The organism is Thermostichus sp. MS-CIW-41, from assembly GCF_054058915.1.
Window position 1 is genome coordinate 44974 of record NZ_JBSSBO010000006.1, and the last position, 26634, is coordinate 71607.

Below are 26634 nucleotides of genomic sequence, written 5' to 3' on the forward strand. Positions count from 1 at the left end.
AGGTCACCTCCAGGAGTACAGAGCTCGCAGGCGTTGGCTTTTCTTGTGCTGGTGGGTCTGCATCCGAGCCAGCAGCTCGTCCAGGAGGGCAACCGCCTCCAGCAGGTAGGGGCCCTTGTTGAGCATCACACATTCGGCGCGGGCAGACATCACCGCATCGGAAAGCTCAGGCCGCGAGGGCAAGCCCTCCTTGGTGAGCTGATCCAGCACCTGGGTAGCCCAGACCACCGGCACCTGGGCTGCCTCGCAGATCCACAGCAGTTCCTCCTGGATCTCGCCCAAGCGCAGCCAACCGATCTCCACGGCCAGATCGCCGCGGGCAATCATCACCCCCAGGGGCCGGCAGCCGGCAACGGTCGCGATCAAGGCCGGCAGGTTTTTCACCGCCCGCTGCGTTTCCATCTTGAGGATCAAGCCCAGATCGGGGCGAGCCTGCCGCCGCTCCAGCTCAGAAACCAGCAACTGCAAGTCCGCTGGCTGCTGGACAAAGGAATAGCCCACTAAGTCGGCATGCCGCACCACAAAGTCCAGGTCTTGGCAGTCTTTGTCGCTAAGGGAACGGATCTGGAGCTGACTGTCAGCTAGAAATCGCAGGAGCCCCGCACTGTACCCGTAGGGTCAGTGCCGGGAGGAATGCGAGGTTACAATAGAACCATGACCCAAGTCCTGACCGTCTCCTGCAAGCTCAAGGTAGCCCAGTCGCAAGCCGCCAAATTGGACGCGACGATGAATGCCTTTGTACAGGCATTGAACTGGGTCAACCAGAACACGCAGGAGAAGATCGTCAACGCGGTCAAGCTGCAATCCCTTTGCTACTACGAGACTCGAGCCCGGTTTGGCTTGTCCAGTAACTTGGCTCAACAGGTGTGCAGACGGGTAGCGGGTTCCCGCAAAGTGGCTAAGCAGAAAAAGCGTCCCGTCAAGGAGTTTAAGAGCGGCTTTGTTACCTACGACGCCCGTATCTTTTCGTTCCGTCAAAAAGACTGGACGGTGTCGCTGACCACGGTGGAAGGGCGAGAGCGCTTTGAACTGGCCATTGGCAACTACCAGCGTGGGATGCTGGCTGGTTCCAACCCCAAATCTGCCACCCTGGTCAAGCGCAAAGATGGCTCCTACTACATCCAGATTTGCGTAGAGAAAAAGCCACCCAAGCAACAAGATACCGACAAGGTGATCGGGGTGGACTTGGGAAGGACGGATATTGCTCATACGTCAGAGGGGGACAACTGGAATGGACAACAGTTGAACCGAGTCCGAGACCACTACTCCCGGTTGAGGGCGGTACTCCAACGCAAAGCCAGTAAGGGCACACGCAGTTCGCGGCGCAGATGCAGAGAACTGCTGCAACGGCTGTCTGGCAAGGAGAGACGCTTTCAAACGTGGGTCAATCATCGCATCTCTAAAGCTATTGTCTCCAGGGCAAAAGCTACCAACAGCGCTATCGCTCTGGAAGACCTGACAGGGATCCGTGAAAGAGTCAATCAACAGCCGCGCAACAAGGCCGAACGGCGCAGAACCAACAGTTGGGCGTTCTACCAGCTACGCCAGTTTCTGGAATACAAGGCGAGAGTTGCAGGGGTTTCTCTGATTCCTGTGCCGCCTGCCTACACGTCGCAGACCTGTCACAAGTGTTTACACATCCATCCCGATCCTGCGCAATCCTACCGCAGTGGGAAGAAGTTTAAGTGTGGGCACTGTGGATGGGAAGGAGATGCGGACTTGAATGGTGCAAACGTAATTGCGCTCTTGGGGGCTGCCGTAAACCAGCCTAGAGGTTCGGGCCTGTTTTGTTCTCTGGTAGAGCAGAGCAGGCTCAGGGCTACTGAAAGCCCGCTCCGTACCGCTTAGCGGTCGGAGCCGGGTAGTTTACGAAAATTGAGGCCTTTTTCTGCTCGCAACTTCTTGCCCTGAGGGGCAACTTTGTCCACCTCCAGCACCACGCCTGCCGGCTCGATCCTTACCACGCGGGCGCCGATTTTGCCGTCGTCGATCCAAACACTTGCCCCTACCTGCAGGTGCGCCAAAACCTCCGGCAGGCTGCAGGTCACCTGGCAGGAGATATCGGCGCTGGCCTCAGGAACCTTCGCGGTGAGCAGGATGCGATCCCCGCGGTACACCTTGGTTTTGCCAGGGGGCATGGCCACTGGGCCGGTGCGGATCTTGGGGCCGGCCAGGTCCAGCAAAATCTTGCAACGCCGTTGGGTCTGGGCTTCGGCCTGGCGCAAGTGGGCCACCATTTTCTCCCACACCGAGGGCTCGTCGTGGGCGCAGTTGATGCGGGCCACGTTCATGCCCCGCTCCAACAACTGCAGCAACAGCTCCGGCTGCTCGGCGGCTTCGCTGGGCAGGGTCACCATGATGCGCGCGCGGCGATGGGGAGAAGGAGGGCCAAACAGCGCCTCGGCGTGCTGCTCTAGTGCCGTATCCCCGGCGTAAAACTCTTCATAGCTGGGTGCCGTATGGGTCAAACCCTAGGTGGCTGCCAAAATAGCAATCACCGCATCCAGGCTCTCCAGAACCCGCGACTCACAGCGCCCCAGCGAGGACAGCCCCGCAGCCGCCAGCTCCAGTTGCAAGCTGCGCAGATCCTGTTGGCGCAGCGCCAGGTAGCGCGCCAGGTTGTGGATGGCCGCAGGAGGGCTCGTAAGGCAGCCCCAAGCGGCCAAGTATTTCTGGGATCCCTCTACAACCTGCTGCCGCAGCTCCAGGAGCCGCTCCAGCAAACTCCTAAGATTGCAGGAGGGGGAAGAGGAGGAAACCATGTCGAAAGTCTTCCCAAGACAAACCCGGCCCAATTCTATGCCTGAGCTTACTTGGGGTCGATCATAGGCGGGTTAGGTTGAGAAAGGAAGGCGATAGCCTTTCATTGCCCAGTGTTCCGGTCTAGAGTCGTTAACAGCCTTCGGCTGTCCTGCCTACTACTTCCTTGGGTTGCGTGAAACTTCATTCTCTCCCTCCTGCCCGTTCCCGCGAGCGGCCTGACCACAGGCTCTCCCTCGTTTGCGCGGTGGGCCTGATGGATCGCTATGTCCTCTCGGAGATGCTGCTGCCGTTTCTCTTTGGGGTGGGAGCTTTCACAACCTTGGTGATGGCGGTGGGATCCCTGTTCGAGCTGGTGCGCCTGGTGGTGGAGGCAGGGTTATCGATTTCAGCAGCCTTGCAGGTGTTCGTGCTGCGGGCGCCGGGGATCATCGTTTTGACGTTCCCGATGTCCATGTTGCTGGCGACGTTGCTGGCCTACGGGCGCTTGTCTGCCGACAACGAGATCACGGCCTTGCGCGGATGCGGGGTGAGCCTTTACCGCCTCATGGTGCCTGCCCTCATCCTCAGCTTGTTGGTGACGACGTTAACGTTTCTGTTCAATGAGCTGGTGGTGCCGGTGAGCAATCGCCAGGCAGCCACGACTTTGAACCGAGCTTTAAATCGGGATCCGGACTTCCGGCGGGAGAATATCCTCTACCAAGAATTTGGCGAGATCCTCATGCCTGAGCCAGACGGCACCTTTTCCCGGCGACAAGGGCTAACCCGTCAGTTCTACGCCCGCAGCTTCGATGGAAAGCAAATGCGCGGCATTATCGTCCTGGATTTTTCCAACGAGGCGCTCAACCAAATTCTGCTGGCCCAGCGGGGGCGCTGGGATCCCCAAGAGAATCTTTGGGTGTTTGAGGATGGCACCAACTACATCGTTTCTCCGGATGGCACCTACAGCAACATTGCCACCTTCAGCCGGCAGGAGTTGCGTCTGCCTCGCGCGCCGCTGGAGCTGGCTCAGGAGATTCGCAGCCCTGAGGAAATGAACATTCGGGAGCTGAAGCATTACATCGAGGTGATCGCCAGTTCTGGAGATCTGCAACGGGTGCGCCGTCTGCAGGTCAGCCTCAACCAAAAGTATGCCATTCCTTTCGCGTGTCTGGCGTTTACCCTGATTGGGGTGCCTTTGGGGCTGCGCCCGCAGCGCACCGGTTCCTCTTTGGGGTTGGGCATCAGTGTGCTGATTATCTTTGCCTTCTATGTGCTGCTGTTCATCACCCAGGCGCTGGGACAAATTGGGACGCTGGGGCCAGCAATGGCGGCTTGGTTGCCCAACTTGATCTGTGCCGCCGTAGGGCTGGGGTTGCTTTACCGAGCCAATCAGTAGCTGCTGGGCACCGTTTCTCCAGATGTAGGATCAGGGTTGCCTGTGTATTCTGGAGAGCCCCCCATGGAAGTTCAAGCTTGGATGAATTGGATGTTTGGCGGATTAGCCCTGCTGATCTTGGGGGGAGGCATGCTGATGATGTTCACCACGGTGTTCACCACCAAAGGGCCCCAGCCCGAGGATTCTCAGTCGGATCCCCAAAAGGGGCGAGCCTAGCCCAAGGCCCGGTGACGGGATCCCTGGCATCCAGCTACATGCCTTCATGGGTTGTCAGTCTGGGCCGAGAGAGAACTAGTCCCGCTCCTGTTGGCGGAGCCGCTGCAGAAGCGAGAGGGGTTTCTCTTCCTCTGGCCCTTTCTTTTCAGTCGCAGTTGGCAGGGCGGCTGTTTCTGTTTTCTGAGGTTCGAGCAAAAGCTTGGCGGCTTCTGACTCAACGGCTGGAGGGCGAGCCGGGTTCTCCCCTTGTTGGCCGGGCAAGGGAACAGACTCCAGAGTGGCCAGCAGAGCTTGAATATGGCTGTGGGTTTCGGGATGGTTGCTGGCGGCATGGGCCAAGAGGGTGAGCTGCTCTTTGGCAGCGACCAGGTTCCCCAGCTTGAGATCCACCAAGGCCAGTTGATAGCGAGCCTTAAAGCCACTGGGATCCACCTCCACCGAGCGCTGAAAGGCGGCGCGGGCCTCCGCCAGCTTGCCTTGACGGGCATAGATCAAGCCGAGGTTGAAAGGCACGTCGGGATCCCGTTCGCTGGGCAGCACCAAGGTTTTTTCTTCCAGTTCAATTGCGCTCCGGTAGGCGTTGATGGCCAAGGTATGAAAGCCCATCTGCAGATAGCGAGCTCCGTCTTCCTTCAGTTGGGCGACCGTCGGCTCCCCTGTCAGTAGGGTCATGGGCGGTTGCGCGTGGGCAGGCATGGCCACCGCCAAGCTCAGCAGGCACCCCACCGTTTTCAGGCCTAAGGGTACAGCCTGACGACCAATCTGCTGCCTATTCATCACCATGATCTGTTTCCTCCAACCACATCAACACCACTTCATTCCACCCCTCTGGGCCCGGGAGCTGAGCCAATTGCCATTGAGGCAGGGCCTCACTCCAGAGACTATCCGCAATGGGGCTGGGAAGCACCACTTTTTGTTCCGACCATCGCAAAAAGGCCACATCTGGCGGGGAACACCCAATGCCCAAAGCTTTGATAGGGCCCAGATGCCGTTGGTAGCAATCCAGCAGCCGCTGCACCGCCTGTTCCCCCGGTAACCAATTGGGTTCTGCGGCCATCGTTGGCTGCATCCATCCGGTCAGATACCATTGCGGCAGGCTAGAGAAGTGAAGCTGACGCACCCGCAGCAGATGTTGGGTGAGGTTGGCTTCTTGCTGGGCAAAAGCTTCCCGCAGGGTTTCGGGATCCCCGGAATAGCTGAAAATCTCACTGTACTCTCGCTGCTGCGCCCGCTCTGCCTCTTCCAAAGGGATCCCAGTGGCAGCGGCCAGTTCAGAGGCAGTCCAATCCCCAAACCCGATCAAATCCAAGTGGGACTCTTGACGCACCTGTTGCAGGATGCTGCGCAGGCGAGAATAGGGCAGACCCAAAGCATACACGTAGTAGGGCGGTCGGTGTTGCCACTGCTCGTCTAGGATGCCCGCCGGGAAGTAATGCTCGGGAACGTAAACGGCAGAGCCATCCTCACAGATGAACGGATGCTCCAGGCGCAACTGCCGCCGCACATGTTCCAGTTGAGCGCGGGTGCGCAGGCTGTAGAGCACCAAGGGAATGGAGCGGCGCTCTAGGGCAGCCAAGGCTTGTCGGGCAGCACCATAGCTGTTGGACTCCAGATCCAGCAAGCTGCCATCTAAACTGGTAAGGACAAGTCGCATAGGTGCAGGAAGGGAAAAGGTGCTGGCCCCGTCAGAATTGCAAGTAGCGCGACCGGGATCCCTGAAGCGGCCAACATTACCCATGATCCAATAGCTTGACCAATCTGAGGGGGGTTAGCCTCAAATGCTCTCCCTCACAGCATCTGGGTGAATGGGCAATCCGTGCGCCAGAAGTGGTAAAAGCTCGATTGAGCACTACAGAATGCGTGTGTCGCCGAAGATCTTGGCTCAAAAACCAGCAGCAGAGAAGACAGACAGATTGAGTGGGTCAGTGGCTAGTTCTCTGTGCCAAAGGCACGATCCCCTGCATCCCCCAGCCCGGGCAAAATGAACCCTCGATCGTTCAGCCGCTCGTCAATCATGGCGCAGAAAATTTGCACCATCGGGTAGTGGGATCCCAACCGCTGTAACCCTGGGGGCGCTGCCAATGCGCTGACAATTCTAACCAAGCTGGGATCCGCCCCCCGTTTTTTTAGCTCATCCAAAACCCAGAGCAGCGTGCCCCCGGTGGCCAACATCGGCTCGGGAATGAGAATGCGCATCTGTTCAGGGATCCGCTCTGGAAGGCGATTGAGGTAGCAACTGGCCTGCAGCGTTTCCTCATCCCGCACCATGCCAATGTGAAAGATCCGCGCCTGGGGCAAAAGGGCCTGACAGCCTTCCAGCATCGCCAAGCCAGCCCGCAATACAGGCACAATGCCCAGCAGGGTATCCGGCGCGATGACCTCTGCGGCAACGGGTTCCAAAGGGGTTTGCACCTGAACGGTTTGGGTGGGGATCCACTCCCGCATCGCCTCATAGGTTAGCCAGCGGCCCAGCTCCGACATGGCCGTGCGAAACAGGGGCATGGGCGTCTCCGCATCCCGAGCCACGGTTAGCCAGTGCTTAATGAGCGGGTGAGGGGGGACATAGACACGAAGCTGCTGACTTGCCACGGGAGAATGCCTCAATCTGGGCGGTAGCATAGCGGGTTGCCTTAGCAGAAAGCAAGCTCTAGAAAGCAAGCTCTCCAATTGGCCGCAACTCCATCCCGACCGGGGATAAATTGCCAACAGCTCCGGCAAATGCTCAAGGGGTGGGGCTCTTTGACCCAGCAAGATTGCGGCAGAATGAGATCTGCAGGCTACTTCGAGCGCCGGTCATGTTCGGTGGCTACAGGTTTGGGATAGACCAGGGCAAGGCTGGTTTCGGGTTTTGTTCCTCTTGCCATTTGCGAACTGAGGTGCTGGCCCCAGGGCAGCTTGGCCTCCCGCCGATGGAACCCAATGCCGGCGGATCTCGTCTGCAAGTACCGGTAGCCGGAGATACCGCTCTGTCCAAGGGTTTCTGGCTTAATGGGGTGTCGCAAGTTACAGCCTGTTCACAAATTAAGGGATACAAAACTTAAGGGATACAAAACATCGTGTTTCTGAGGCTTGACTCCGATGAGGTTTAGAACAAGTAGGTTTACAACCGTATCCGTAGCCCCTCAATAGGCTGTACCTGCATCTTTGGCCCCCTCACACCTTGCAAGGATTAGCTTAGGGAGAATGGATTATGGCTTCGTCTCAACCCTCTGACTCGAACACCAAGGCTCTGAGCCGCCGTCAGCTTCTCAAAGTGGGGGCCGCAGCCCTTGGGGGCGGTCTGCTGGCGGCAGGGGGCGCCCAAGCTCAGCGCAAACCCTCTCCCACCCTGATCGTGGCTCAGGGATCCGGCCTGGATCGCGTTTCCTACGCTACCAACTGGTATGCTCAGGCGGAACACGGCGGCTTCTATCAGGCGGTGGCGACCGGCATCTACCGCGAGCATGGCCTGGATGTAACCATCAAGATGGGTGGCCCCGGCATCAACATCACCCAAGTTTTGGCCGGTGGAGCTGCCGAATTTGCCATGGGAGGAAGCACAGGGGTGATCAATGCCGTGCGAGAAGGGATCCCTTTGGTGTGTGTGGCAGCCATTTTCCAGAAAGACCCGCAGATCATCATGACCCACCCCGGCACCCAGCGCTTTGAAGAGCTCAAGGGCCGGCCCATTTTCGTCTCGAAAGGGGGGCTTGCCACCTACTGGCCCTACCTAAAGGCCCGCTTTGGCTTCACCGACGATCAGGTTCGTCCCTACAACTTCAACCCCGGCCCCTTTTTGGCGGATCCCAGCTCAGCTCAGCAAGGCTATCTGACATCCGAGCCTTTTGCCATCCAACGGGAAGGGGGATTTGAGCCGGTGGTCTTCCTCCTGGCGGATTTGGGCTACAAACCCTACGCCACCACCATCGAAACCCGTCGCCAACTGGTGGAAACCAAGCCCGACTTGGTGGAGCGATTCGTGGATGCCTCTATCAAAGGCTGGTACAGCTTCTTGGAGGATCCCCGTCCGGCCTATCGCTTGATCAAGCAGGACAACCCGGAGATGACCGATGCCCAGTTGGCCTACAGCTTCGAGAAATTGCAGGAGTACGGCATCATCTTGTCCGGCGATGCGTTGGAAAAAGGCATTGGCGCCATGACCGACAAACGCTGGCAAGACTTCTTCGACAGCATGACGGTGGCCGGCGTATTTGAGCCAACCATCAACTACCGGGCTGCCTACACACTGGACTTCGTCAATAAAGGCACTGCCTACTACACTGCCTGACGGACTTCCACCCTTGGCGCTTCTCAGCCCAAGGGATCCCCCCTCGCCCCCAGCCCCTCTTCCACCAAGGGAGAGGGGAACTATAGTCATTTCAAACTAGATTGAGACACCCCCTAAACGCTCCGCGCCACTGCCCTCACCCCCATTCCTTCTCTCAGAGGGAGAAGGGGGCTAGAGGGAAATGTTTCATTCCGGTTTAATTGAGAATGCCAGAACACTGCGTGATCACCTCCCCCAACACCGCCAGCAACACCGGCACCCCCAGACGGATCCCGGAGACCAACAGCGAGATCAAACAAAAAGCTCCAAGTGAAAAGGCGTTCCAGCGAAGCTTGGCCCAGCACTCCATCAACAAATGCAGGCACAGGTGGGAACAGATTCATCGCCGAGCTGGAAAGCCTATCATGGGATCCAGTATGGAATCCATTGTGTCAGCAGCGCAGGGCACTTTGACCCTTTCACCCTCCTCTTCTCCGCCAGACCCGCCAGCCAGTCTGACGGGCTCATTCCCCGCCGCTGACGCGGCAGGGATCACTTGGCCTTGGGCAGCGCAGCGGGATCCCATCCTTGTCCTCGGGGCTGGGCTGATGGGGCGTTTGTTGGCCGCCAGCCTTGTCGAGGTTGGGCATCCTGTCCGCATTGTGGAGGCGGCCACTGCTCCTGAGAGCAGCGCTGCCCATTTTGCCGCTGCTATGCTAGCTCCTTTGGCCGAGTCCGCCGTCGCCGAAGCCAGTGTGGTGGCCCAGGGGTACTATGCCCTCTCCCGCTGGCCCGCCCTTCTGGCCAGCCTGCCAGAGCCGGTTTTCTTTCAGCAGGAGGGCACTTTGATCCTCTGGCACCGCCAAGATGCCGGGGAAGCCAGACGTTTCTCGTCCCTGCTGGCCGCTGTGGTGGAGCGCCTTCCCGCTCTCCCTAAGCCCCAGCCTCTGGATGCTCAGGCTCTGGCCGAGCTGGAGCCATCGGTAGCCGGGCGATTTGCGCAGGGCCTGTATCTTCCCCAAGAGGGCCAACTGGACAACCGCCAACTGTTGTCGGCTCTGCTGGCCAAGCTGCGGCAGCACGAGGTGGAGGTGGAGTGGGGTTGCCCCTGGGATCTGAAGCAGGCCCAAGCCTGGCAGCAACAAACCGGAGGCTGGGTTTTGGATTGCCGCGGCCTGGGGGCCCAAAAAGAATGGGGCGGGCCAAGACTGCTGCGCGGAGTTCGGGGTGAGGTGGTGCGCCTGTATGCCCCGGAAGTCTCTTTGCGGCGTCCAACCCGGCTGTTGCATCCTCGCTATCCGATCTACATCGCTCCCAAGCCGGGACACCTGTTCGTAGTGGGAGCCACCGAGATCGAATCTGAGGATCGCTCGCCGGTGAGCGTTCGCTCGGCTTTGGAGTTGCTCAGCGCCGCCTACGCCGTACATCCTGCCTTTGCAGAAGCGCGTATCCTGGAATTGGGCAGCCAATGTCGTCCCACCTTGGCGGATAACCTGCCAGCCGTGGTGGAGCGCTCACCTCGCCTGTTGCAGATCAACGGCCTCTATCGCCATGGCTTTCTGATCTCCCCGGCCATCCACGATGCTGTCTTGGAGTATCTTCACCAGGGTAGTTGTCGCTTGGCCCAGCAGCTTGGGATCCCCTTTCAGGTGCAGGCTGCCCCTCTTTCCGGTGAGTCCCTGTCGCCATGCGTGTCTTGATCAACCAAAAGCCTTACGATTTGCCGGAAGGCACCACTTTGTCCGAAGCAGTGGCTCAGGTGGGGGCCAGCGGCCCTTTTGCGGTAGCGGTTAATCTGAAGTTTGTGCCGCGTGCCCAGTACGAGCAAACTCGTCTGCAAGAAGGCGACCAGGTGGAGATCGTCGCTCCGGTTGCTGGCGGCTAGTGCCCCCCTTGCTTCCTGCTCTGTCCTGACTTTGCCCCGACAATGTCCACCCTTCTCCAGCTTTCCCCCTCCACTTGGGCCAATGAGGATCCCTTGGTGCTCTACGGCCAACCGTTGCCCAGCCGTCTGATGTTGGGTACGGCTCGCTACCCTTCGCCGGCCATCTTGGAGCAGGCGGTGGCGCGCGCGCAGCCCTGTTTGTTGACGGTTTCTCTGCGGCGGCAAGGGGCACTGGGGCCAGAAACTTCCCAGAGGTTCTGGGCTCTGTTGCAGAAGATGGGGATCCCAGTTCTGCCCAACACCGCCGGCTGCCACAGCGTGCAGGAGGTGATCACAACGGCGGAGATGGCGCGGGAGGTGTTCGGCACCGACTGGATCAAGCTGGAGTTGATCGGGGATGACTACACGCTGCAGCCGGATCCCGTGCAACTGCCCACTGCTGCTGCTGAGCTGGTCCGGCGCGGCTTTAAGGTGCTGCCCTATAGCACCGACGACCTGGTGCTCTGCCAGCGGCTTTTGGATGCTGGCTGTGAGGTGGTGATGCCCTGGGCGGCCCCCATCGGCACCGGCAAAGGCCCTCTCAACCCCTACAACTTGCGCCTGCTGCGGGAGCGGATCGAGGCGCCGCTGATCGTGGATGCCGGCTTGGGCCTGCCCTCCCATGCCTGCCAGGTGATGGAGTGGGGCTTCGACGGGGTGCTGCTAAACACGGCAGTGGCCTTGGCCCGGGATCCGGTGGCCATGGCCGAGGCCTTTGCAGAAGCAGTGCGCTCAGGCCGCCGAGCCTACCTGGCCGGGGCCATGATCCCTCAGGAAACAGCTCAGCCCAGTACGCCTGTCCTCGGCACTCCCTTTTGGCACCAGGGCTGACTGCCGCTCTCAGGGGTGCAGCTCAGGCGGCAGGCTTTCGCGCCTGGATAACCTGCAGAGCTCCCCCAGCGTGGAGGGTCTGCCGGATGGATTGCCAACCCTGCTGCTGCAAATGCTCGGGCAAATCCAGCTTGAGCAGCTCCCAAGCGGTCTCGGTTTCAAAAAGGGCCAGAAAGAGGGCCAGACCAGGCCAGATCAGGGGTTGCCGAGGCGCATGCAGATCCAGGATCAAGAGTCCTCCCCCCGGCTTGAGCACCCGCCACACTTCCCGCAGCACCTGCTCCAAGTCGGCGAAGGACAATTCGTGCAGAGCCAAGCTGGTATGCACCCAATCAAAGCTGGCATTGGGAAAGGGCATATCTTGGGCAAAGGCCTCCACAAACTCCACCTGGGGAAGGCGTTTGCGGGCTGCCGCTAGAGCTTTGGGGGAAGCATCCAGGCCCACCACCTGCTGGCTCAGCTCCGCCAACAGTGGGGTTACTTCAGCTGGGCCACAGCAGAGATCCAACACCCGCTCCTGGGGATGAATCTGGATCCCTTGTAGGGGCAATTTCCGCAGCCGCTCGTATCCCCCCACCGCCAGAGCAGCCCCGCGGCTGATGCTGCGGTAAAGCCAGGGAAAGCGGTAGCTCCAGTCGCGCAGGAAGGTGGCCACAGACAGGGATCCCTCAGGGGCTCTTTCAGCCTACCTGACCTACATCCATTGCAAACTGGTTTGAGACATATGTTTTTCTGGATTTTCTCGGGGTTGGCTTGGAACTCTCCTCTGCCGGCAGTCGTCTAAGAAGACGAGGCGTTTTAGGCTTTTTTCTGTCTACCCACTGCTGCTCTATGACTCAGTTTGAGCTGCCTCCCTCCCCTTCCGAGAAACCTGGCCGGCACAGCTTGGTTTGGTTGGTGGCTGCTGCAGGTCTGACGGTCTTGCTCTGGCAGCTCCCCTGGGGCAACTATATCCTCTACCCCTTTACGATTCTGGCCACCTGGTTTCATGAGATGGGCCACGGCTTGACGGCAGTGCTGTTGGGTGGGGAGTTTCATCGTCTGGAGATCTATCCCGACGGGTCGGGGTTGGCCTTTCACAGTGGGCACTTGTTTTTGGGGCCGGTGGGTCGAGCTTTGGTGGCCGCCGGCGGGCCAATGGGGCCCCCAATGGCCGGGGCGGTTTTTATCCTGGCTTCTCGTCGTCAAGGTACGGCCCAGTTGGGGTTGTTGGCTTTGGGATCCCTGCTGTTGCTATCGACGCTGCTCTGGGTTCGCTCTCCCTTTGGCCTCCTGTTCCTCTTGGGTATGGGTTTGGGGATCCTGGCGGTAGCTCGCTGGGCCTCCCCCTGGCTGCGGGGCTTCGCTGCACAATTTTTGGGGGTGCAGGCCTGTGTGAGCACCTACCACCAGCTCGACTACTTGTTTACGGCCTCTGCCGTGATCAATGGGCAGGTGATCCACTCCGATTCCAGCCAAATTGCCCAAAACTTGTTCTTGCCCTACTGGTTTTGGGGAGGGGTGATGGCGGTATCTTCTTTGGTGCTGCTGATAACCAGCTTGCAGCTGACGTTCCGGGACTAGCCGGCAGGGGGCAAAGCCGCAATTTTGGCAGTGATTTGTGTCACGCAAAAATCCGTCCTCCATCACTGCCCAGTTGAGAAAACCGCCGCTACAGTAATGGGCAAGAGGAGTGAGGAGTTGAGGAGTGGAGCATGTGGCGGGATGTTATTGGGCTGGCCCTGGCGGCGACCTTACTGTTGATCAGCAAAACCGCCGCAGATACGCTTGGCCAAGGCCAGGTGCAGACTTTCACCGAACCTGAGCCAACGCCCCATTCTTTTCCGGTGGAGTGAGGTACTCAAGTCTGCTGACGGAAGTCGTAGCGGCGTTGTCGTTTTGTGCAACACTCATTCTAGAGTCTTTGAGGACTCCGTCCGAGTGGCGCGGTCGCAGCAGCGTTGCGGAGCAATAACAGTAGGCTTGGGATCCCTGATGCGCATAGCCCTGTTTACGGAGACGTTTCTGCCCAAGGTGGATGGCATCGTTACCCGCCTCTGCCACACGGTGCGTCACCTAACCGCTCGAGGCAACTCGGTGCTCATCGTCGCGCCCCGGGGAGCCCCCCGGCGGTTTGCACGGGCACGGGTCTACGGGATCCCGGGGATGCCGCTGCCTCTGTATCCAGAGTTGAAGCTGGCTGCCCCCGGCCCGGCCATCGGCAAGTTGCTCAGCCGTTTCCGACCGGATGTGATCCACGTGGTGAACCCGGCAGTTTTGGGATTGGGGGGCCTCTACTACAGCCAGACGATGGGGATCCCGCTGGTGGCCTCCTACCATACCCATCTGCCGAAGTATCTGCAGCATTATGGGCTGGGCTTTCTGGAAGGGGTTTTGTGGAATCTCCTGAAGCTGGGGCACAATTTGGCGCGGGTCAATCTTTGCACCTCGACGGCCATGATGCAGGAGCTGAGCGCCCACGGCATTGAGCGGGTGCAGCTGTGGCAGCGAGGAGTGGACACGGAGTTGTTTCATCCCCAGGCTGCCAGTCCAGAGATGCGGGCTCGGCTCACCGCAGGGCAACCGGAACGGCCTCTTTTGCTCTATGTGGGGCGGCTTTCGGCTGAGAAGGAAGTGGGGCGGATCCGGGTCTTGTTGGAGCAGATCCCCCAAGCCCGCTTGGCTATTGTGGGAGATGGGCCAGAGCGGGGATCCCTGGAGCAACATTTTGCCGGCCACGACGTGGTGTTTACGGGCTACCTACAGGGAGAGTCTCTGGCAGCGGCCTTTGCTTCGGCGGATTTGTTCGTGTTCCCCTCCCGCACCGAGACCTTGGGGCTGGTTCTGTTGGAAGCCATGGCTGCCGGTTGTCCGGTGATCGCCCCCCGCTGCGGTGGCATTACCGATGTGGTGGACAGTGGGCGCAATGGCTTTCTGTTCGATCCCAATTCGGATAGCGACTTTGTCCAGGTTACCCAGCAACTGCTCAGCAGTGCCGGGCAGCGGCAGCTCTTCCGACAGCAAGCCCGCCAAGAGGCAGAACGTTGGAGCTGGTCGGCAGCCACCCAACAGTTGGAAGGCTACTACCGGGCTGTTATTGCCGCCGATTAGCGGTGCGGAGCACAGAGTCCCCTACTGGGAAATACTCAGGGCAGAACTCCGTCCTGCTCTCGGGGTTCTCCATAGCACCAGTGCGAACGGCCAGCCTAGGCAGAGACCGGATGATCCCCTTCAATGGCCCGCACTTGCTCCACAAAGAATTCTTCTAGGGATTGCCGTTGCCAATGCAAGTCGGTGACCAGTGCCCCCGCTTGGTTCAAAAGGCTCAGCAACTCCGGTAGGGATCCACTCCATTCCCCCGACCAATGGGATCCCTGAATCGAGAAGTGCTCTAGGCGGTCGCGGAACTGTTCGACGGCGCCACCGTGCCCCTGTACCCGATAGCTTTTGCTCTCTCCCAGCAAGTCATCCAAAGTTCCCTGATGCACCAATTTGCCGCCGATGATCAGGCCGACTCGGTTGCAGATAACTTCCACATCCGCCAGGATATGGCTGTTGAAAAACACCGTTTTGCCCTGCTGCTTGAGGGACAGAATGATCTCGCGCATTTGATAGCGGCCCATGGGATCCAGTCCCGACATCGGCTCATCCAGAAACACCAGCTCTGGGTCGTTGATCAGCGCTTGGGCCATGCCAGTGCGCTGCAGCATGCCCTTGGAGTAGGTGCGCAGTTGTTTTTTGCGGGCCGTATCTATAGAAAGCCCCACCAGCTCCAGCAGTTGCGGGATCCGCTCCTTCAACAGGCTATTGGGCAGACCAAACACCTTGCCGGCAAACTGGAGAAACTCCCATGCCGTCAAGTAATCGTAAAAATAGGGGTTCTCCGGCAAATATCCCACCTGTTGCTTGATGGAGCGATCCCCCAGGGGTTTGCCCAGCAAAGTGCCGCTGCCGCGGGTGGGCTCCACAATGCCCAGTAGGCACTTGATGGTGGTGGTTTTCCCGGCCCCGTTGGGCCCCAGCAGCCCAAAGGTTTCTCCGCGGGCCACAGTCAGAGAAAAATCTTTGAGGGGGCTGACCACCTTGTTCAGCCAAAATCCTGTGCGATAGGTTTTGGTCAGGCCGGTGATGGCAATGACCGGCTCTGGTGCCGCGAACGCTTCTGCTGGGGAAGTGGGGGTCTCGCTCATGGACTCGCTCGTAGGTATGTTGGAGTTGAGGGAGAAAAAGGTGCCGCGAACACCGAGTTAAGGAGCACACAGTCCGCCAGGCGATAGGCTACCCAGCCTAACCTTTAGTTTACCCACAGGCTTTGTCCCAGCCTAGGCTTGCCGCAGCACTTCCGGTAGAGGAAAGGGGCCAGAGCAAACATACTCCGCGTAGGTATCCGCTTCATTCGCAACAGCGGTGCGGTTCCTTTGCCGTAGGCACAGCACTTTGCTCTGACCTCCCTTCAGTAGCATTCTCATCATCTGGGATGATTCTGGGATGATGATTTCCATCGCGTTGGCGGTGCGGAGCAAGAAAATTGAATCCAGAGGTTTTGTGGGATCCCAGCCGGTGGTGATCATCGGCAACAGCGTTGCAGAGCAATTAAGATAAGGAGTGTTTCTTGCTGGATAAGGTGCTTAGGCAGTGGAAGGAGCGGCTGTTGGCTCCAGTGCTGCAAACCCCTCTCCAACAGGTGCATCCCCTAGCCATTACCCTGTCGGGGTTTGCCATGGGCCTGGCCTCTGGGACAGCGGCAGCTTACGGGGCCTACGGGTGGGGGCTGGGCCTGTGGTTGCTGAACCGGTTTATGGACGGGCTGGACGGCACGTTGGCTCGTCTGCAGGGACGGCAAAGCGATCTGGGGGGCTACCTGGATATGCTGCTGGACGTGGTGGTCTACGCAGTCGTTCCCCTGGGGCTGGCCTTTCACCAGGGATCCCTGCTGGGCTATGCTTCTCTGGCTCTGATGCTGGCCAGCTTTTACATCAACCTTTGCTCCTGGATGTATTTGGCAGGGCTGTTGGAAAAACGGCGTTCGCGACAGCGTTGCGGAGCAACAAGGACGGATGGCACTGTCGGGGCGGGATCCCTGGATGAACTGACCAGCTTAAGTATGCCGTCGGGGCTTATCGAGGGCAGCGAAACCATCTTTTTCTACGGCTTGTTTTTCCTTTTCCCGGAGTACATGGTGGGCTTGTTTGGGCTGATGGCAATTCTGGTGCTCTTCAGTGCTGTGCAGCGGTTGGTTTGGGCGCTGGGATCGCTTTCTGCTCCAAGGTGATCCCGGAAAGGGTCTGTTACTATGGCTCCGTCCGGCTGGCGCGAGTTGGGTTACAAGGGTTCCCCATCAGATTTCACCGGGCGAGAGGATCCAAAATAAAAAAGCCATGGAGATCTGTTGCCATGACCTCCACCCTCAACCAACGCATTCGCCACTTCTACGATGCCTCCTCCGGCCTCTGGGAGCGGGTGTGGGGGGAGCACATGCACCATGGCTATTACGAGCCGGGCCAAACCGGCAAGGATCGCCGCCAAGCTCAGATTGACTTGATCGACAGGGTTATCCAGTGGGGCCAGATCGGGGATCCCTGCCCTCCCCAGCACATTCTCGATCTTGGCTGTGGCATTGGGGGAAGCAGCTTGGAGTTAGCCCGGCGCTTTGGGGCACAGGTTACGGGCATTACCCTCAGCCCCGTCCAAGCCAAGCGGGCTACGGAGCGCGCCCAAGAGGCCGGCCTGAGCAACAAGGTGCGATTTCAGGTGGCCGATGCCCTGGAGATGCCCTTTGCAGACAACACCTTTGATCTGGTGTGGTCTCTGGAAAGCGGCGAGCACATGCCGGATAAGCGGCAGTTTCTGGCCGAGGGCTGGCGGGTCTTGCAACCGGGCGGGCAGGTGATGGTGGTAACCTGGTGCCACCGCGAGGGATCCCTGAGTCGGCAGGATCAACAGCTTTTGCAGAAAATCTACGAGGTGTACTGCCTGCCCTATGTGATCAGCCTCTCCAGCTACGAGGCTCTGGCCCAACAGGTGGGCTTTGAGCAGGTGCGCAGCGCCGACTGGTCGGAGCGAGTGGCCCCTTTCTGGGATGAGGTGATCGCTTCTGCCCGCGACTGGCGCTGGATCTGGGCTTTGCTGCGCAGCGGCTGGGTTACCGTTCGCGGGGCGCTGGGGCTGGGCCTGATGCGTCAGGCTTATGCCACCGGCTTGCTTCGCTTTGGCCTCTTGACTGGGTTCAAACCCAAAAGCTAGCCCACCGCAGGGATCCCTTGCTCTCCTTTGGGAGGAGGGGCGCTTGGGGAAATGGGCTCAAAAGTTGGGCTGGGGCGGTGCTGTGCCGGTGAGTTCCAGATACTTTTGCTTCACCGCCTGAATATCCTGCCACATCAACCACTTGGGGCTGCCAGGGGTGCGGTCTGGGTTGCGCAGCAGATAGGCCGGGTGAAAAATGGGCATACACCAGCGTCCCTGCCACTGGATCCATTCCCCGCGGATCTTGGTGATCCCTCGCTTCTCGCCCAAAAGGGAGCGCACCGAGGTGGCCCCCGTGAGCAGAATAATCCAGGGATCCACCAGGCGAATCTGCTCCAACAGATAGGGACGGCAGGCGTCCATCTCCTCCTGGGTGGGCACGCGGTTGTTAGGGGGGCGGCACTTGACCACATTACAGATGTAGGTGTCCTGCTCGGGATCCAGCCCCACCGAAGCCAGGATTTTATCCAGCAATTGTCCCGACTTGCCCACAAAAGGCAGCCCCTGCAGGTCTTCGCTTTCCCCTGGCCCCTCTCCGATGATTAAAATCCTTGCCTTGGGGTTGCCCCGATGCACCACCACATGGGTACGGCTGGCTGCCAAGTCGCAGCGCTGGCATACCAAACAATGCTGCTTCAGTTGCTCCAAATCCCTGTAAGTGCCGGGGGGGATGGACACCTGGGCCGACAGGGGGATCTGATCCCACTGGGGGAGTGTCTCCTCCGCCGGGGCTGGCGGCTCGATGGGATCGTCAAACAGGCTGGGCTGAAGCTCCGGCGGTTTTTTCTTGGCAGCCATTGCAAGTCGAGGTTTCCTTGTGCAGCGATCTTCGATTGCTCCCCCGCCCTTGTCAAGCTCAAGGCCAACCTGCCGGCAGGGGAGCATGCCTCTAACCCCCAAAACCCTGAACTTTGCTGAATTTACTGAGCTTTAGGCGGTTTGGCAAAAGTCATTGAGAGGGATATAGTAGACCAAGTTTCCCCCTGATCCTTGAGTCCACCGCAACGGTTGCCGGGAAGTGAAGGGGGAAAGCGCTCGGGGGGTATTCCTCAGGGCTTTGCGGGATACCGCCTTCCTGTTTGGACTCCGTCCCGCTGACGCGAACAGAGATAGGCAGGATGCGATCGCTTCTTTCCTGAACCATGTTCAGGAGAGTTCAGCGTGAATGTATCAGAACCTTTACTCCTTGTTAAACTGAGAAAACGAAAACTTGCGCCGGCCTTAGCTCGTCTCTACTCCCTGAGCCTGCCATGCTGCTTTTGTCCAAAGAACTGCCCAACCTGAACTACCGTCATACTCTACAGCGCTTCGACGAGGATTGGCGGGATCCCCTCTCTGCCCTGTTGGGCTGGGGGCGCGCTGCCGGTGCCGATTTGGTGGAGATTTTTCTAGAACGGGGCAATTCCATCAGTTGCCTGGCCGAAGATGACGCCATCACCAGCATCACCCCACGGCTCTCCACCGGGGCCGGCGTGCGGGTGTTTCGCGGCTTGGCCGACTGCTACGTCAGCACCAACGATCTGTCCTTTGCCGGTCTCAAGGCTGCTCTGGAGAAGGGCCTTTCGCTGATGGGCTTCACCCCTCCTGGCCCCACAGCGCTGGTTTCTGCCATCAACCTGGAGATGCTGCAGGACTACGGCGAGCGTCGCCGCAAAGATGGCTGGTTGAAGGAATGTAGCCCCATTGCGGAGATGGGGGAGATCCTGCTCAAAGCCAACGAGCAACTGGGTCGCCAAGCCCGCCATGTGCAGTCCCGCCGCACCACCTATTTCCGCGATTGGCAAGAGATTCTGGTGGCCTGCAGCGATGGCACCTTTGTGCGGGATGTGCGCCTCACCCAATCCGTGAGCTCTACGCTGCTCTGTGCCGATGGATCCCATCGCGCCTCTGTCAGTCAACGCTCCGGCGGTACGGGGGATCCCAACTTTTTGCGCCGTTGGGATCTGGAGGCCCATAGCCGGGAACTGGCAGAAGCCGCCGGCCAGATGCTCTATGCCGACTACGTGGAATCCGGCACCTACCCGATTGTGATGTCCAACGCTTTTGGCGGCGTTATCTTCCACGAAGCCTGCGGCCACTTGTTGGAAACCACCCAGATTGAGCGCAAAACCACTCCCTTTGCCGACAAAAAAGGCCAGAAAATTGCCCACAAAAACCTCACCGCCTGGGACGAAGGTCTCTCTGAAGGGGCCTTTGGCAGCCTGGATGTGGACGACGAGGGCATGCCGGTCCAGCGCACTTTGCTAATTGAAAAGGGCATTTTGAAGAACTTCCTGGCCGACCGGGCCGGCTCACTGCGCACCGGCCACCCCCGCACCGGCAGCGGTCGCCGACAGAACTACACCTTTGCCCCTGCCAGCCGTATGCGCAACACTTACATCGCCCCTGGAGATGCAGAGTTGGACGATCTTTTTGCTTCTATCGACAAAGGCATTTACTGCAAGCGTATGGGGGGAGGGAGCGTCGGCCCCACTGGGCAATTTAACTTCGCCGTCGAAGAAGCCTATCTCATCGAAAACGGCAAGATTACCAAACCCCTCAAGGGAGCCACTCTGATCGGAGAAGCCAAAGACATCTTGACCAAAATCTCCATGTGTTCCAAAGACCTCAGCTTGGCAGCCGGGTTCTGTGGCTCCGTCAGCGGCAGCATTTATGTGACGGTGGGGCAGCCTCACATCAAGGTAGATTCCATTACCGTGGGCGGTCGCTAATTCCAGGGATCCACCTCGACATGGCCTATGACAACGTCTGCAAATATCTGGCCGAGCGTTTCCCAGAGCAGTTTGCCCGCTGGCTCATGGGAGAAGTGGCTCGGCTCCGACTCTAAAGGACTCCGTCCCGCTACCGCGAAAGGACTCCGTCCCGCTTACGCGATCGGAGGTATCCTCACCTATCGGTGCAGCAGGTGGTCAAGGTGCTCCGCACCGCTAACGCGATTGACTTGCGCAAAACGGGGTCGGAGCGAGTTTTCCAGACCTCTTTTCGTCTAGAGAGGCTGAGCCATGAGTTTGATGTTGTCCGCCTGTGGGAATGCGATTTGAGGGCCGGAGCGGATCGGCAAGCCCTGCTACCGTTTCGGGTTCTAAGCCAGGTGGAAGATCCAGCAGAAACCTTGCGAGAGGTGGTCAGTGAGCTAGAGAGCTTGGCAGACCCCAGCGAGAGGAGGGAATTGGCAGCCGCAACAGCCGTCTTGGCAGGACTAGCATTGGATCGGGGTTTGATTGGCAGATCATGAGGTCTTTGGATATGAGGGAATCGGTGATCTACCAAGAGTGGCGGGCAGAAGCTCTGCGAGAGGGGCTGGAAGAAGGGCGCAAAGAAGGACGCAGAGAAGGACTACAACTGGGCCTGCAACAAGGGCTACAACAGGGATTGCAACACGGGGAAGCAACGCTGGTTTTGCGGCTGCTCAGGCGGAAGTTGGGATCCCTTGACCCGGCCCTTGAGAATAAGATTTGGGCTTTGTCAACGTCACAACTGGAGGCGCTGGGGGAAGCTCTGTTGGACTTCAACAGCTTGGAGGATTTAACTGCCTGGCTGGCCCGTCAGCTAGAAACCGCAGGAGCCCCGCTCTCTGCCCACAGGGCAAGGGTCGGGAGGAATGTGAGTAAAATGCAATAAGGCTATGACCCAAGTCCTGACCGTTTCTTGCAAGCTCAAGGTGTCCCAGTCGCAAGCCGCCAAATTGGACGAGACATTGGATGCTTTGTCGCTACGCGACGCTAACGCGAACGGCCAAGCCTTGAACTGGGTCAACCAAAACACACCCGAGAAAGTCGTCAACCCACTGAAACTCCAATCCCTGTGCTACTACGAAATCCGTGCCCGTTTCGGCTTGTCCAGTAATTTGGCAAGGACTACGTCCCGCTTACGCGACCAACAGATATGCAGACGGGTAGCGTCTGCTCGCAAGGTGGCACAACAGAAAAACCGCCCGGTCAAAGCGTTGTCGCTACGCGACGCTAACGCGAACAAGGGTGGCTTCGCTACCTACGACGCTCGTATCTTTTCGTTTCGCGAGAAAGACTGGACGGTGTCGCTGTCGCTACGCGACGCTAACGCGAACACCACGGTGGAGGGTCGAGAACGCTTTGAGCTGGCGATTGGTCATTACCAGAGAGAACAGTTGGCAGGCTCCAATCCCAAAAAGACCTCCGGTCCGCTGACGCGAACGGCCACTCTGGTCAAGCGCAAAGACGGTTCCTACTCCATCCAGATTTGCGTGGAAGCAAAGTTACCGGAACAGCAGAACACCGCTCAGGTGGTAGGCGTGGACTTGGGAAGGACAGATATTGCCCATACGTCAGAGGGGGACAACTGGAATGGACAGCAGTTGAACAGAGTCCGAGACCACTACTCCCGGTTGAGGGCGGTACTCCAACGCAAAGCCAGTAAGGGCACACGCAGTTCGCGGCGCAGATGCAGAGAACTGTTGCAACGGCTGTCTGGTAAGGAGAGACGCTTTCAGTCGCGTCAGCGTTGCGTAGCAAAAACGTGGGTCAATCATCGCATCTCTAAAGCTATTGTTTCTAGGGCAAAGGCCACAAATAGCGCTCTTGCTCTGGAAGACTTGACAGGGATCCGGGAGCGTATCAACCAACAACCCCGCAGCAAAGCCGAGCGGCGCAGGGCCAACAGTTGGGCGTTCTACCAACTGAGGCAGTTTCTGGAATACAAGGCGAGAGTTGCAGGGGTTTCTCTGATCCTTGTTCCGCCTGCTTATACCTCGCAGACCTGTCACAAGTGTTTGCACATCCATCCCGACCCTGCGCAATCCTGTCGCGTCAGCGTTGCGTAGCAAAATCGCAGTGGGAAGCAGTTTAAGTGTGGGCACTGTGGATGGGAAGGGGATGCGGACTGGAATGGGGCCAACATGATTGCCAAACTTGGGGCTGCTGTAAACCAGCCTAGAGGTCCGTGGTTGGCTTGCCAACTACAGGGCTACCGAAAGCCTGCACTGATACATTTACGCTGAACACTGCTGAACATCACTGTTCAACTATGCAGCGATAGCATTCTGTTTGTTTCCATTCGCGTTAGCGGGACGGAGTCCAAACAGAATGGCGGTATCCCGCAAAGCTTTGAGTAGAATACCCAAAGCGCAGTTTCCGTGTCGTCTTACTACCAATTTTCTGCTTTGCTTTGGCTACCATGTTGGCAGACTCGAAAGTAAACAGAAAGATCAACTGGTAGTAATCCGTACTGAACATATTATACATTATTTTCAGTATAGTTGAGCTTATTATTGACTAGAGTCATGCTCTTTCGCTTTAGCGGTGCGGAGCGCTCTGCGTCAGCATGAGTGCGGGTAGTTTACTAGAGGCGCTGCATGGCAATAGGAACTTGGGGAGTGGCAATGGTGCAAGTCGAGGTGCTGGCAGAACAGACACAAAGCTGTGCCCGGCGGCTGGGGATCCCTCAGTTTGATCTCTACGGGGCTCAAGTGGACGAAACCAGCGTGCAGGTAGATCATGGAGAACCTCGCCAGGTCAAGGCTTCCCATCGCTGCAGCGTGACGGTGCGGGCCTGGAACGACCAAGGGCAGGTGGGAGTAACTTCCACCACCGATGTGGATGAGGCGGGGCTGGAACTGGCCCTGCAAACGGCCTTTGAAGCCAGCCATTTTGGCGTGCGGGAACATGCCCCTCAATTCAGCCCGGAAGCCACTCTGCCCATTGCCCAGCCTTGTAACGACAAAGGGCCGTTGGCTTTGGCCGGCGACTTGTTGGAACAGTTGGTGGCTGCCGAAAAGGCACTGCTGGGATCCCATCCCGCCATTCAGGGGGTGCCCTACAACGGCCTAGCGCAGCGGCAAATCAACCGCTTCTACCTCAACAGCCACCAAGCCCTGCGACAAGAGGAGCATACCCTCGCTTCGGTTTTTCTCTACAGCAAGGCAGAGCAAGAAGGTCGCAAACCCCGCAGCGCCGGAGCCATGCGAGTGGCTCGCAGCCTGGATGAGTTGGATATCCAGGGTTGTGTGCAGGAAGCTGCTGAGAAATTGATGAGCCATCTGGAGTACGAGCGGATCCCCTCTGGAAAATACACAGTGGTCTTTTCCGGAGAAGCCTTTTTGAGTTTGTTGGGCGCCTTCTCCAATGCGTTCAATGCCCAAAACATTTTGGACAACCAAAGCCTGTCCACCCCAGAATCCCTGGGCAAGACCATTGCCTCACCTCTTCTGTCGGTGTGTGACGATGCCCTACACCCGACCAATGTGGGAGCGATCAGCTTTGATGGAGAAGGCACCCCCACCCGCCGTGTCCCTCTCATCACCAATGGGGTCTTGACCCACTTTTTGCACAGCGCCGGTACGGCTAAGCGCCTAGGAGCCCAGCCCACTGGCCATGCCAACATCGGCGCCAAGGTCACAGTTGCCGCCCACTACTACCATGTATTTGCCGGGGCACCGCCGGAGAGCACCTATGACTTGGCTACGGCTGAAAATGTAGTTTGGATCGATGAGCTGCAAGCGCTTCATGCCGGCGTTAAGCCCCTACAGGGATCCTTCTCGCTGCCGTTTCAGGGGTGGTGGGTGCGCCAAGGAGAGCGCATCAGCATCGAAGCCGCCACAGTGGCCGGAGACTTTCTGGAGCTGTTGAAGTCGATTTTCTACGTCGAGCCCGAGCCGCAAGTCACACCCGGTGGGCTGTGTCCCCGCATTTGGGTTGCCGATCTCTCCATTACCGGGCAATAACCTCACTTCAAACTCATGCAACTGACCCGCATCGACCTCAACAGTTGGCTCATCCACACCCGGGAGCAAACCTTCCTATTGGATCCGTGGCTGGTGGATCCCCTGGTGTTTCTGGGGATCCCCTGGTTCATCCGCCTGGAGCACCGCCAGCCGCTCCCTTTTACGCCGGAGACCTTGCCCAAAATCGACGGGATCCTCCTCAGCCAAGCCCAGCCGGATCACTGCCACCCACCAACGTTGCAGCGCCTGGATAAGCGGATCCCCGTTTTGGCCTCGCCGGCTGCAGCCAGAGTCGTGAAGAGTCTAGGATTTGCAACGGTTCAGGCTCTGGATCCCTGGCAGTCCGCTCAGTGGGGGGATCTGCGGGTCACAGCCATTCCCGGTGCGCTCCTGGGGCCTGTCCGTGAGCTGGGCTATCTGCTGGAAGAGGTGCCCTCTCAGACACGGCTTTACTACGAGCCTCATCTTTCCCAACCGGATATCCGGCTGCGATTGCAGCAGGAATTGTGCCCCATTCATACTCTGCTGATCCCGGTGGTGGGGCAGATCTTTCCCCTCTTGGGAGAGGTGATCATGGGGCCAGAGCGGGCCCTGGAGGTGGTGGCAGCCCTACGCCCCCAGCAGGTGATCCCTACGGCGATGGGAGAGGTGGACTACCACGGGTGGTTTGCCGCCCAGATCCGCCCCTTGGGCAGCCTGCAGGAGTTTCGAGAAAAGCTGGCAGCCTTGAATGCCGCCACGTCCCAATCTATCCAGTTGTGTTGCCCCGCCCCTGGGGAAACGGTGTCTCTTTCTGTTGCGGCCAAGACATGAGCCTTCCTTCCCCAGCCCCGCCTGATCTGGTGACCATCTTGCGGGCAGATTATGCTCGCTTTCCCAAAAATCAAACTTATTCGATTTACGATCCCCAGGTTTACTTCCGGGATCCCCTCAACGAGTTTCGCGGCTTGGATCGCTATCGCCGCATGATCGAGGGGATAGGGCGTTGGCTACAGGATATCCGTCTCGAACTGCAGGATATTCGGCAAACCGGCAACCAGATCCGCACCGAGTGGATCCTGAGCGGTGCTTTGGCTTTGCCTTGGCGTCCCCGCCTGTGCATCCCCGGCTGGACAGAGATGCAGATCAATGAGACGGGGTTGATCGGATCCCATGTTGATTACTGGCGGTGCTCTCGCCGGCAAGTGTTGCTGCAAATGTTTCGGCCTGGGGAGCCCAAAGGATCCCGTTAATAGCTTCCATCCTTTGCTAGGATCACAAAGCTGACTTTTTAGCCCTCCTGGAAAGTCGCCCCTATTCTCAATCTGGAGAGATGGCCGAGTGGTCGAAGGCGCAGCACTGGAAATGCTGTGTGGGGCAACTCACCGTGGGTTCGAATCCCACTCTCTCCGCTGGAACTTGTTTGTGAGAGCATGACTCTAACCCCCAAAACCCTGAACTTTGCTGAATTTACTGAGCTTTAGGCGGTTTGGCAAAAGTCATTGAGAGGGATATAGTAGACCAAGTTTCCCCCTGATCCTTGAGTCCACCGCAACGGTTGCCGGGAAGTGAAGGGGGAAAGCGCTCGGGGGGTATTCCTCAGGGCTTTGCGGGATACCGCCTTCCTGCTCAGAGATAGGCAGGATGCGATCGCTTCTTTCCTGAACCATGTTCAGGAGAGTTCAGCGTGAATGTATCAGCAACTCACCGTGGGTAAGGCCATCCGGCCCGCTGGCGCGACCGAATCCCACTCTCTCCGTAATCCGATAACGTCCACTGAAGTCCAGAAAGCTCTTACCCAGCAAGGCTTCTGGGCTTTTTAGTGTCCACGATAGACCGGGGAAACCCACTGTAATCCAGGCTAAAGTGGGACACAATAGGGGATATAACAGACAGGGTGGGACATGGCCCTGTCAGAGATGGCCATTCGGAATGCCAAACTCAAGGACAAGCCGTACCAGTTGCCGAATAGAGAAGCAAGGCCATCCTGCCTGCCGAAGTTTTTGCCGAACCAGCTGACTATAGACTAACGGCCAACCGTAGGACGATGCCGACAAGAGCTACGGTGGCAGCTCCAATCAAGGCAAAAGCCAGGTTAACCACTTGGGCGCTAGCCTTTTGATAGGTGTCAATTCGTTCTAGGATCACCCGGTTTTCTATCCCCTGCTCGGCCCAACGTCTCTCCTGCTCAGCCCAACGTCTTTCCTGCTCGGCCCAGCGCTTTGCTTGATCGGCTGCCAGGGCTTCTAGCCGCTCGTTGGTTCTGGAGACATCCTGCCGGAGTCCTTCCACATCCTGTCGGATCTCTTCCACATCTTGCCGGATCTCTTCAATAACACTCAACACATCCCTGAGGGTGGGTTCACCGGCGGGCATCATAG

At 58.5% G+C, this 26634-nt stretch carries 27 protein-coding genes, 1 tRNA gene and 2 pseudogenes; 20 read left to right on the forward strand and 10 right to left on the reverse strand.

Going from position 1 to position 26634, the window contains the following annotated elements; all coding sequences use genetic code 11:
- Positions 1-3: 3 nt before the first annotated feature.
- Positions 4-579: pseudogene (locus ACVWXE_RS03205) on the reverse strand (pyruvate kinase); the annotation flags it as partial.
- Between the two features lie 75 nt (positions 580-654).
- Between ACVWXE_RS03205 and ACVWXE_RS03210 the strand changes: the two are divergent.
- A complete protein-coding gene (locus ACVWXE_RS03210; protein ID WP_457489567.1) occupies positions 655-1848 on the forward strand; it encodes an RNA-guided endonuclease InsQ/TnpB family protein in 1194 nt (397 codons plus the stop codon).
- Here the strand turns inward: ACVWXE_RS03210 and ACVWXE_RS03215 are convergent.
- Together ACVWXE_RS03215 and ACVWXE_RS03220 are read right to left on the reverse strand one after the other, a co-directional pair.
- Positions 1845-2468, reverse strand: a complete 624-nt coding sequence (locus ACVWXE_RS03215; RefSeq protein ID WP_457489568.1) for a pyruvate kinase — start codon at positions 2466-2468, stop codon at positions 1845-1847. The genes ACVWXE_RS03210 and ACVWXE_RS03215 overlap by 4 nt on opposite strands.
- A gap of 3 nt (positions 2469-2471) precedes the next feature.
- A complete protein-coding gene (locus tag ACVWXE_RS03220; protein WP_457489569.1) occupies positions 2472-2762 on the reverse strand; it encodes a hypothetical protein in 291 nt (96 codons plus the stop codon).
- Between the two features lie 254 nt (positions 2763-3016).
- On the opposite strand from ACVWXE_RS03220, the gene ACVWXE_RS03225 reads away from it, so the two are divergent.
- Positions 3017-4138 (forward strand): LptF/LptG family permease, encoded by a 1122-nt coding sequence (locus ACVWXE_RS03225; protein ID WP_457489570.1) that lies wholly within the window; start codon positions 3017-3019, stop codon positions 4136-4138.
- Between the two features lie 63 nt (positions 4139-4201).
- Positions 4202-4354 (forward strand): hypothetical protein, encoded by a 153-nt coding sequence (locus ACVWXE_RS03230; protein WP_414328994.1) that lies wholly within the window; start codon positions 4202-4204, stop codon positions 4352-4354.
- Between the two features lie 75 nt (positions 4355-4429).
- Here the strand turns inward: ACVWXE_RS03230 and ACVWXE_RS03235 are convergent, their stop codons facing one another.
- From ACVWXE_RS03235 to upp, 3 genes are all read right to left on the reverse strand, one after another.
- Positions 4430-5137: a tetratricopeptide repeat protein gene (locus tag ACVWXE_RS03235; protein ID WP_414383967.1), complete on the reverse strand. Its 708-nt coding sequence runs from the start codon at positions 5135-5137 to the stop codon at positions 4430-4432.
- Positions 5124-6008, reverse strand: coding sequence for an HAD family hydrolase (locus tag ACVWXE_RS03240; RefSeq protein ID WP_414383968.1), 885 nt, complete (start codon positions 6006-6008; stop codon positions 5124-5126). Before ACVWXE_RS03240 ends, ACVWXE_RS03235 begins: the two co-directional genes overlap by 14 nt.
- 275 nt (positions 6009-6283) lie before the next feature.
- Positions 6284-6973 (reverse strand): uracil phosphoribosyltransferase, encoded by a 690-nt coding sequence (gene upp / locus ACVWXE_RS03245; RefSeq protein WP_011433955.1) that lies wholly within the window; start codon positions 6971-6973, stop codon positions 6284-6286.
- A 571-nt stretch (positions 6974-7544) separates the two neighbouring features.
- Between upp and ACVWXE_RS03250 the strand changes: the two genes are divergently transcribed.
- The 4 genes from ACVWXE_RS03250 to ACVWXE_RS03265 all read left to right on the forward strand — a co-directional run bounded on the left by ACVWXE_RS03250 (position 7545) and on the right by ACVWXE_RS03265 (position 11355).
- Positions 7545-8621 carry an ABC transporter substrate-binding protein gene (locus ACVWXE_RS03250; protein ID WP_011433957.1) on the forward strand — a complete coding sequence of 359 codons (1077 nt, stop codon included), beginning with the start codon at positions 7545-7547 and terminating at the stop codon, positions 8619-8621.
- 404 nt (positions 8622-9025) lie between these two features.
- Positions 9026-10300 (forward strand): FAD-dependent oxidoreductase, encoded by a 1275-nt coding sequence (locus tag ACVWXE_RS03255; protein WP_457489571.1) that lies wholly within the window; start codon positions 9026-9028, stop codon positions 10298-10300.
- Entirely contained in the window at positions 10288-10485 is a 198-nt protein-coding gene (gene thiS / locus ACVWXE_RS03260; protein ID WP_414357500.1) for a sulfur carrier protein ThiS, read from the forward strand. Before ACVWXE_RS03255 ends, thiS begins: the two co-directional genes overlap by 13 nt.
- A 42-nt stretch (positions 10486-10527) precedes the next feature.
- Positions 10528-11355, forward strand: a complete 828-nt coding sequence (locus ACVWXE_RS03265; protein WP_414328934.1) for a thiazole synthase — start codon at positions 10528-10530, stop codon at positions 11353-11355.
- Between the two features lie 22 nt (positions 11356-11377).
- On the opposite strand, the gene ACVWXE_RS03270 is transcribed toward ACVWXE_RS03265, so the two are convergent.
- Positions 11378-12010: a class I SAM-dependent methyltransferase gene (locus ACVWXE_RS03270; protein ID WP_414328936.1), complete on the reverse strand. Its 633-nt coding sequence runs from the start codon at positions 12008-12010 to the stop codon at positions 11378-11380.
- 176 nt (positions 12011-12186) lie between these two features.
- On the opposite strand from ACVWXE_RS03270, the gene ACVWXE_RS03275 reads away from it, so the two are divergent.
- From ACVWXE_RS03275 to ACVWXE_RS03285, 3 genes are all read left to right on the forward strand, one after another.
- The gene (locus tag ACVWXE_RS03275) at positions 12187-12918 is read left to right on the forward strand and encodes a M50 family metallopeptidase (protein WP_457467290.1); all 732 of its coding nucleotides are present in this window, start codon (positions 12187-12189) and stop codon (positions 12916-12918) included.
- A gap of 131 nt (positions 12919-13049) precedes the next feature.
- Complete coding sequence (locus ACVWXE_RS03280; RefSeq protein ID WP_414383973.1) at positions 13050-13190, forward strand: hypothetical protein; 141 nt, start codon at positions 13050-13052, stop codon at positions 13188-13190.
- Between the two features lie 139 nt (positions 13191-13329).
- The gene (locus tag ACVWXE_RS03285; RefSeq protein ID WP_457489572.1) at positions 13330-14445 is read left to right on the forward strand and encodes a glycosyltransferase family 4 protein; all 1116 of its coding nucleotides are present in this window, start codon (positions 13330-13332) and stop codon (positions 14443-14445) included.
- A gap of 95 nt (positions 14446-14540) precedes the next feature.
- Here ACVWXE_RS03285 and ACVWXE_RS03290 read toward each other — a convergent pair whose 3' ends face one another.
- Positions 14541-15524: an ABC transporter ATP-binding protein gene (locus ACVWXE_RS03290; RefSeq protein ID WP_414344385.1), complete on the reverse strand. Its 984-nt coding sequence runs from the start codon at positions 15522-15524 to the stop codon at positions 14541-14543.
- Positions 15525-15958: 434 nt separating this feature from the next.
- On the opposite strand from ACVWXE_RS03290, the gene ACVWXE_RS03295 reads away from it, so the two are divergent.
- Positions 15959-16606, forward strand: a complete 648-nt coding sequence (locus ACVWXE_RS03295; protein ID WP_457489573.1) for a CDP-alcohol phosphatidyltransferase family protein — start codon at positions 15959-15961, stop codon at positions 16604-16606.
- Positions 16607-16728: 122 nt separating this feature from the next.
- Positions 16729-17577 (forward strand): methyltransferase domain-containing protein, encoded by an 849-nt coding sequence (locus ACVWXE_RS03300; protein ID WP_457489574.1) that lies wholly within the window; start codon positions 16729-16731, stop codon positions 17575-17577.
- A 57-nt stretch (positions 17578-17634) separates the two neighbouring features.
- Here ACVWXE_RS03300 and ACVWXE_RS03305 read toward each other — a convergent pair whose 3' ends face one another.
- Positions 17635-18375 (reverse strand): uracil-DNA glycosylase, encoded by a 741-nt coding sequence (locus ACVWXE_RS03305; RefSeq protein ID WP_457384204.1) that lies wholly within the window; start codon positions 18373-18375, stop codon positions 17635-17637.
- Positions 18376-18827: 452 nt separating this feature from the next.
- Here ACVWXE_RS03305 and ACVWXE_RS03310 point away from each other — a divergent pair, with 452 nt between their 5' ends.
- From ACVWXE_RS03310 to ACVWXE_RS03345, 8 genes and pseudogenes are all read left to right on the forward strand, one after another.
- Complete coding sequence (locus tag ACVWXE_RS03310) at positions 18828-20288, forward strand: TldD/PmbA family protein (protein ID WP_414351651.1); 1461 nt, start codon at positions 18828-18830, stop codon at positions 20286-20288.
- Between the two features lie 194 nt (positions 20289-20482).
- Positions 20483-20812 (forward strand): hypothetical protein, encoded by a 330-nt coding sequence (locus tag ACVWXE_RS03315; protein ID WP_457489575.1) that lies wholly within the window; start codon positions 20483-20485, stop codon positions 20810-20812.
- Complete coding sequence (locus tag ACVWXE_RS03320) at positions 20809-21198, forward strand: DUF4351 domain-containing protein (protein ID WP_457489576.1); 390 nt, start codon at positions 20809-20811, stop codon at positions 21196-21198. The genes ACVWXE_RS03315 and ACVWXE_RS03320 overlap by 4 nt, the downstream gene beginning before the upstream one ends.
- 4 nt (positions 21199-21202) lie before the next feature.
- Positions 21203-22552: pseudogene (locus ACVWXE_RS03325) on the forward strand (RNA-guided endonuclease InsQ/TnpB family protein).
- A 381-nt stretch (positions 22553-22933) separates the two neighbouring features.
- Entirely contained in the window at positions 22934-24274 is a 1341-nt protein-coding gene (locus tag ACVWXE_RS03330; RefSeq protein ID WP_457489577.1) for a TldD/PmbA family protein, read from the forward strand.
- Between the two features lie 15 nt (positions 24275-24289).
- Positions 24290-25087: an MBL fold metallo-hydrolase gene (locus ACVWXE_RS03335; RefSeq protein WP_457489578.1), complete on the forward strand. Its 798-nt coding sequence runs from the start codon at positions 24290-24292 to the stop codon at positions 25085-25087.
- On the forward strand, positions 25084-25506 hold the full coding sequence (locus ACVWXE_RS03340) for a DUF2358 domain-containing protein (RefSeq protein WP_457489579.1): 423 nt from the start codon (positions 25084-25086) through the stop codon (positions 25504-25506). Before ACVWXE_RS03335 ends, ACVWXE_RS03340 begins: the two co-directional genes overlap by 4 nt.
- Positions 25507-25580: 74 nt before the next feature.
- Positions 25581-25665: transfer RNA gene (locus tag ACVWXE_RS03345), tRNA-Ser, on the forward strand.
- Between the two features lie 607 nt (positions 25666-26272).
- On the opposite strand, the gene ACVWXE_RS03350 is transcribed toward ACVWXE_RS03345, so the two are convergent.
- Entirely contained in the window at positions 26273-26629 is a 357-nt protein-coding gene (locus ACVWXE_RS03350; protein ID WP_457384199.1) for a hypothetical protein, read from the reverse strand.
- Positions 26630-26634 lie beyond the last annotated feature (5 nt).

Excerpts from the sequence above, each read along its gene's own strand:
- thiS (WP_414357500.1), top strand. The coding sequence starts at position 10,288 with ATGCGTGTCTTGATCAACCAAAAGCCTTACGATTTGCCGGAAGGCACC.
- ACVWXE_RS03255 (WP_457489571.1), top strand. The coding sequence starts at position 9,026 with ATGGGATCCAGTATGGAATCCATTGTGTCAGCAGCGCAGGGCACTTTG.
- upp (WP_011433955.1), bottom strand. The coding sequence starts at position 6,973 with ATGCTACCGCCCAGATTGAGGCATTCTCCCGTGGCAAGTCAGCAGCTT.
- ACVWXE_RS03280 (WP_414383973.1), top strand. The coding sequence starts at position 13,050 with ATGTGGCGGGATGTTATTGGGCTGGCCCTGGCGGCGACCTTACTGTTG.
- ACVWXE_RS03210 (WP_457489567.1), top strand. The coding sequence starts at position 655 with ATGACCCAAGTCCTGACCGTCTCCTGCAAGCTCAAGGTAGCCCAGTCG.
- ACVWXE_RS03310 (WP_414351651.1), top strand. The coding sequence starts at position 18,828 with ATGCTGCTTTTGTCCAAAGAACTGCCCAACCTGAACTACCGTCATACT.
- ACVWXE_RS03290 (WP_414344385.1), bottom strand. The coding sequence starts at position 15,524 with ATGAGCGAGACCCCCACTTCCCCAGCAGAAGCGTTCGCGGCACCAGAG.
- ACVWXE_RS03320 (WP_457489576.1), top strand. The coding sequence starts at position 20,809 with ATGAGGTCTTTGGATATGAGGGAATCGGTGATCTACCAAGAGTGGCGG.
- ACVWXE_RS03340 (WP_457489579.1), top strand. The coding sequence starts at position 25,084 with ATGAGCCTTCCTTCCCCAGCCCCGCCTGATCTGGTGACCATCTTGCGG.
- ACVWXE_RS03240 (WP_414383968.1), bottom strand. The coding sequence starts at position 6,008 with ATGCGACTTGTCCTTACCAGTTTAGATGGCAGCTTGCTGGATCTGGAG.
- ACVWXE_RS03335 (WP_457489578.1), top strand. The coding sequence starts at position 24,290 with ATGCAACTGACCCGCATCGACCTCAACAGTTGGCTCATCCACACCCGG.
- ACVWXE_RS03305 (WP_457384204.1), bottom strand. The coding sequence starts at position 18,375 with ATGGCTGCCAAGAAAAAACCGCCGGAGCTTCAGCCCAGCCTGTTTGAC.
- ACVWXE_RS03225 (WP_457489570.1), top strand. The coding sequence starts at position 3,017 with ATGGATCGCTATGTCCTCTCGGAGATGCTGCTGCCGTTTCTCTTTGGG.
- ACVWXE_RS03285 (WP_457489572.1), top strand. The coding sequence starts at position 13,330 with ATGCGCATAGCCCTGTTTACGGAGACGTTTCTGCCCAAGGTGGATGGC.
- ACVWXE_RS03220 (WP_457489569.1), bottom strand. The coding sequence starts at position 2,762 with ATGGTTTCCTCCTCTTCCCCCTCCTGCAATCTTAGGAGTTTGCTGGAG.
- ACVWXE_RS03300 (WP_457489574.1), top strand. The coding sequence starts at position 16,729 with ATGACCTCCACCCTCAACCAACGCATTCGCCACTTCTACGATGCCTCC.
- ACVWXE_RS03250 (WP_011433957.1), top strand. The coding sequence starts at position 7,545 with ATGGCTTCGTCTCAACCCTCTGACTCGAACACCAAGGCTCTGAGCCGC.
- ACVWXE_RS03350 (WP_457384199.1), bottom strand. The coding sequence starts at position 26,629 with ATGCCCGCCGGTGAACCCACCCTCAGGGATGTGTTGAGTGTTATTGAA.
- ACVWXE_RS03330 (WP_457489577.1), top strand. The coding sequence starts at position 22,934 with ATGGTGCAAGTCGAGGTGCTGGCAGAACAGACACAAAGCTGTGCCCGG.
- ACVWXE_RS03275 (WP_457467290.1), top strand. The coding sequence starts at position 12,187 with ATGACTCAGTTTGAGCTGCCTCCCTCCCCTTCCGAGAAACCTGGCCGG.
- ACVWXE_RS03235 (WP_414383967.1), bottom strand. The coding sequence starts at position 5,137 with ATGGTGATGAATAGGCAGCAGATTGGTCGTCAGGCTGTACCCTTAGGC.
- ACVWXE_RS03265 (WP_414328934.1), top strand. The coding sequence starts at position 10,528 with ATGTCCACCCTTCTCCAGCTTTCCCCCTCCACTTGGGCCAATGAGGAT.
- ACVWXE_RS03230 (WP_414328994.1), top strand. The coding sequence starts at position 4,202 with ATGGAAGTTCAAGCTTGGATGAATTGGATGTTTGGCGGATTAGCCCTG.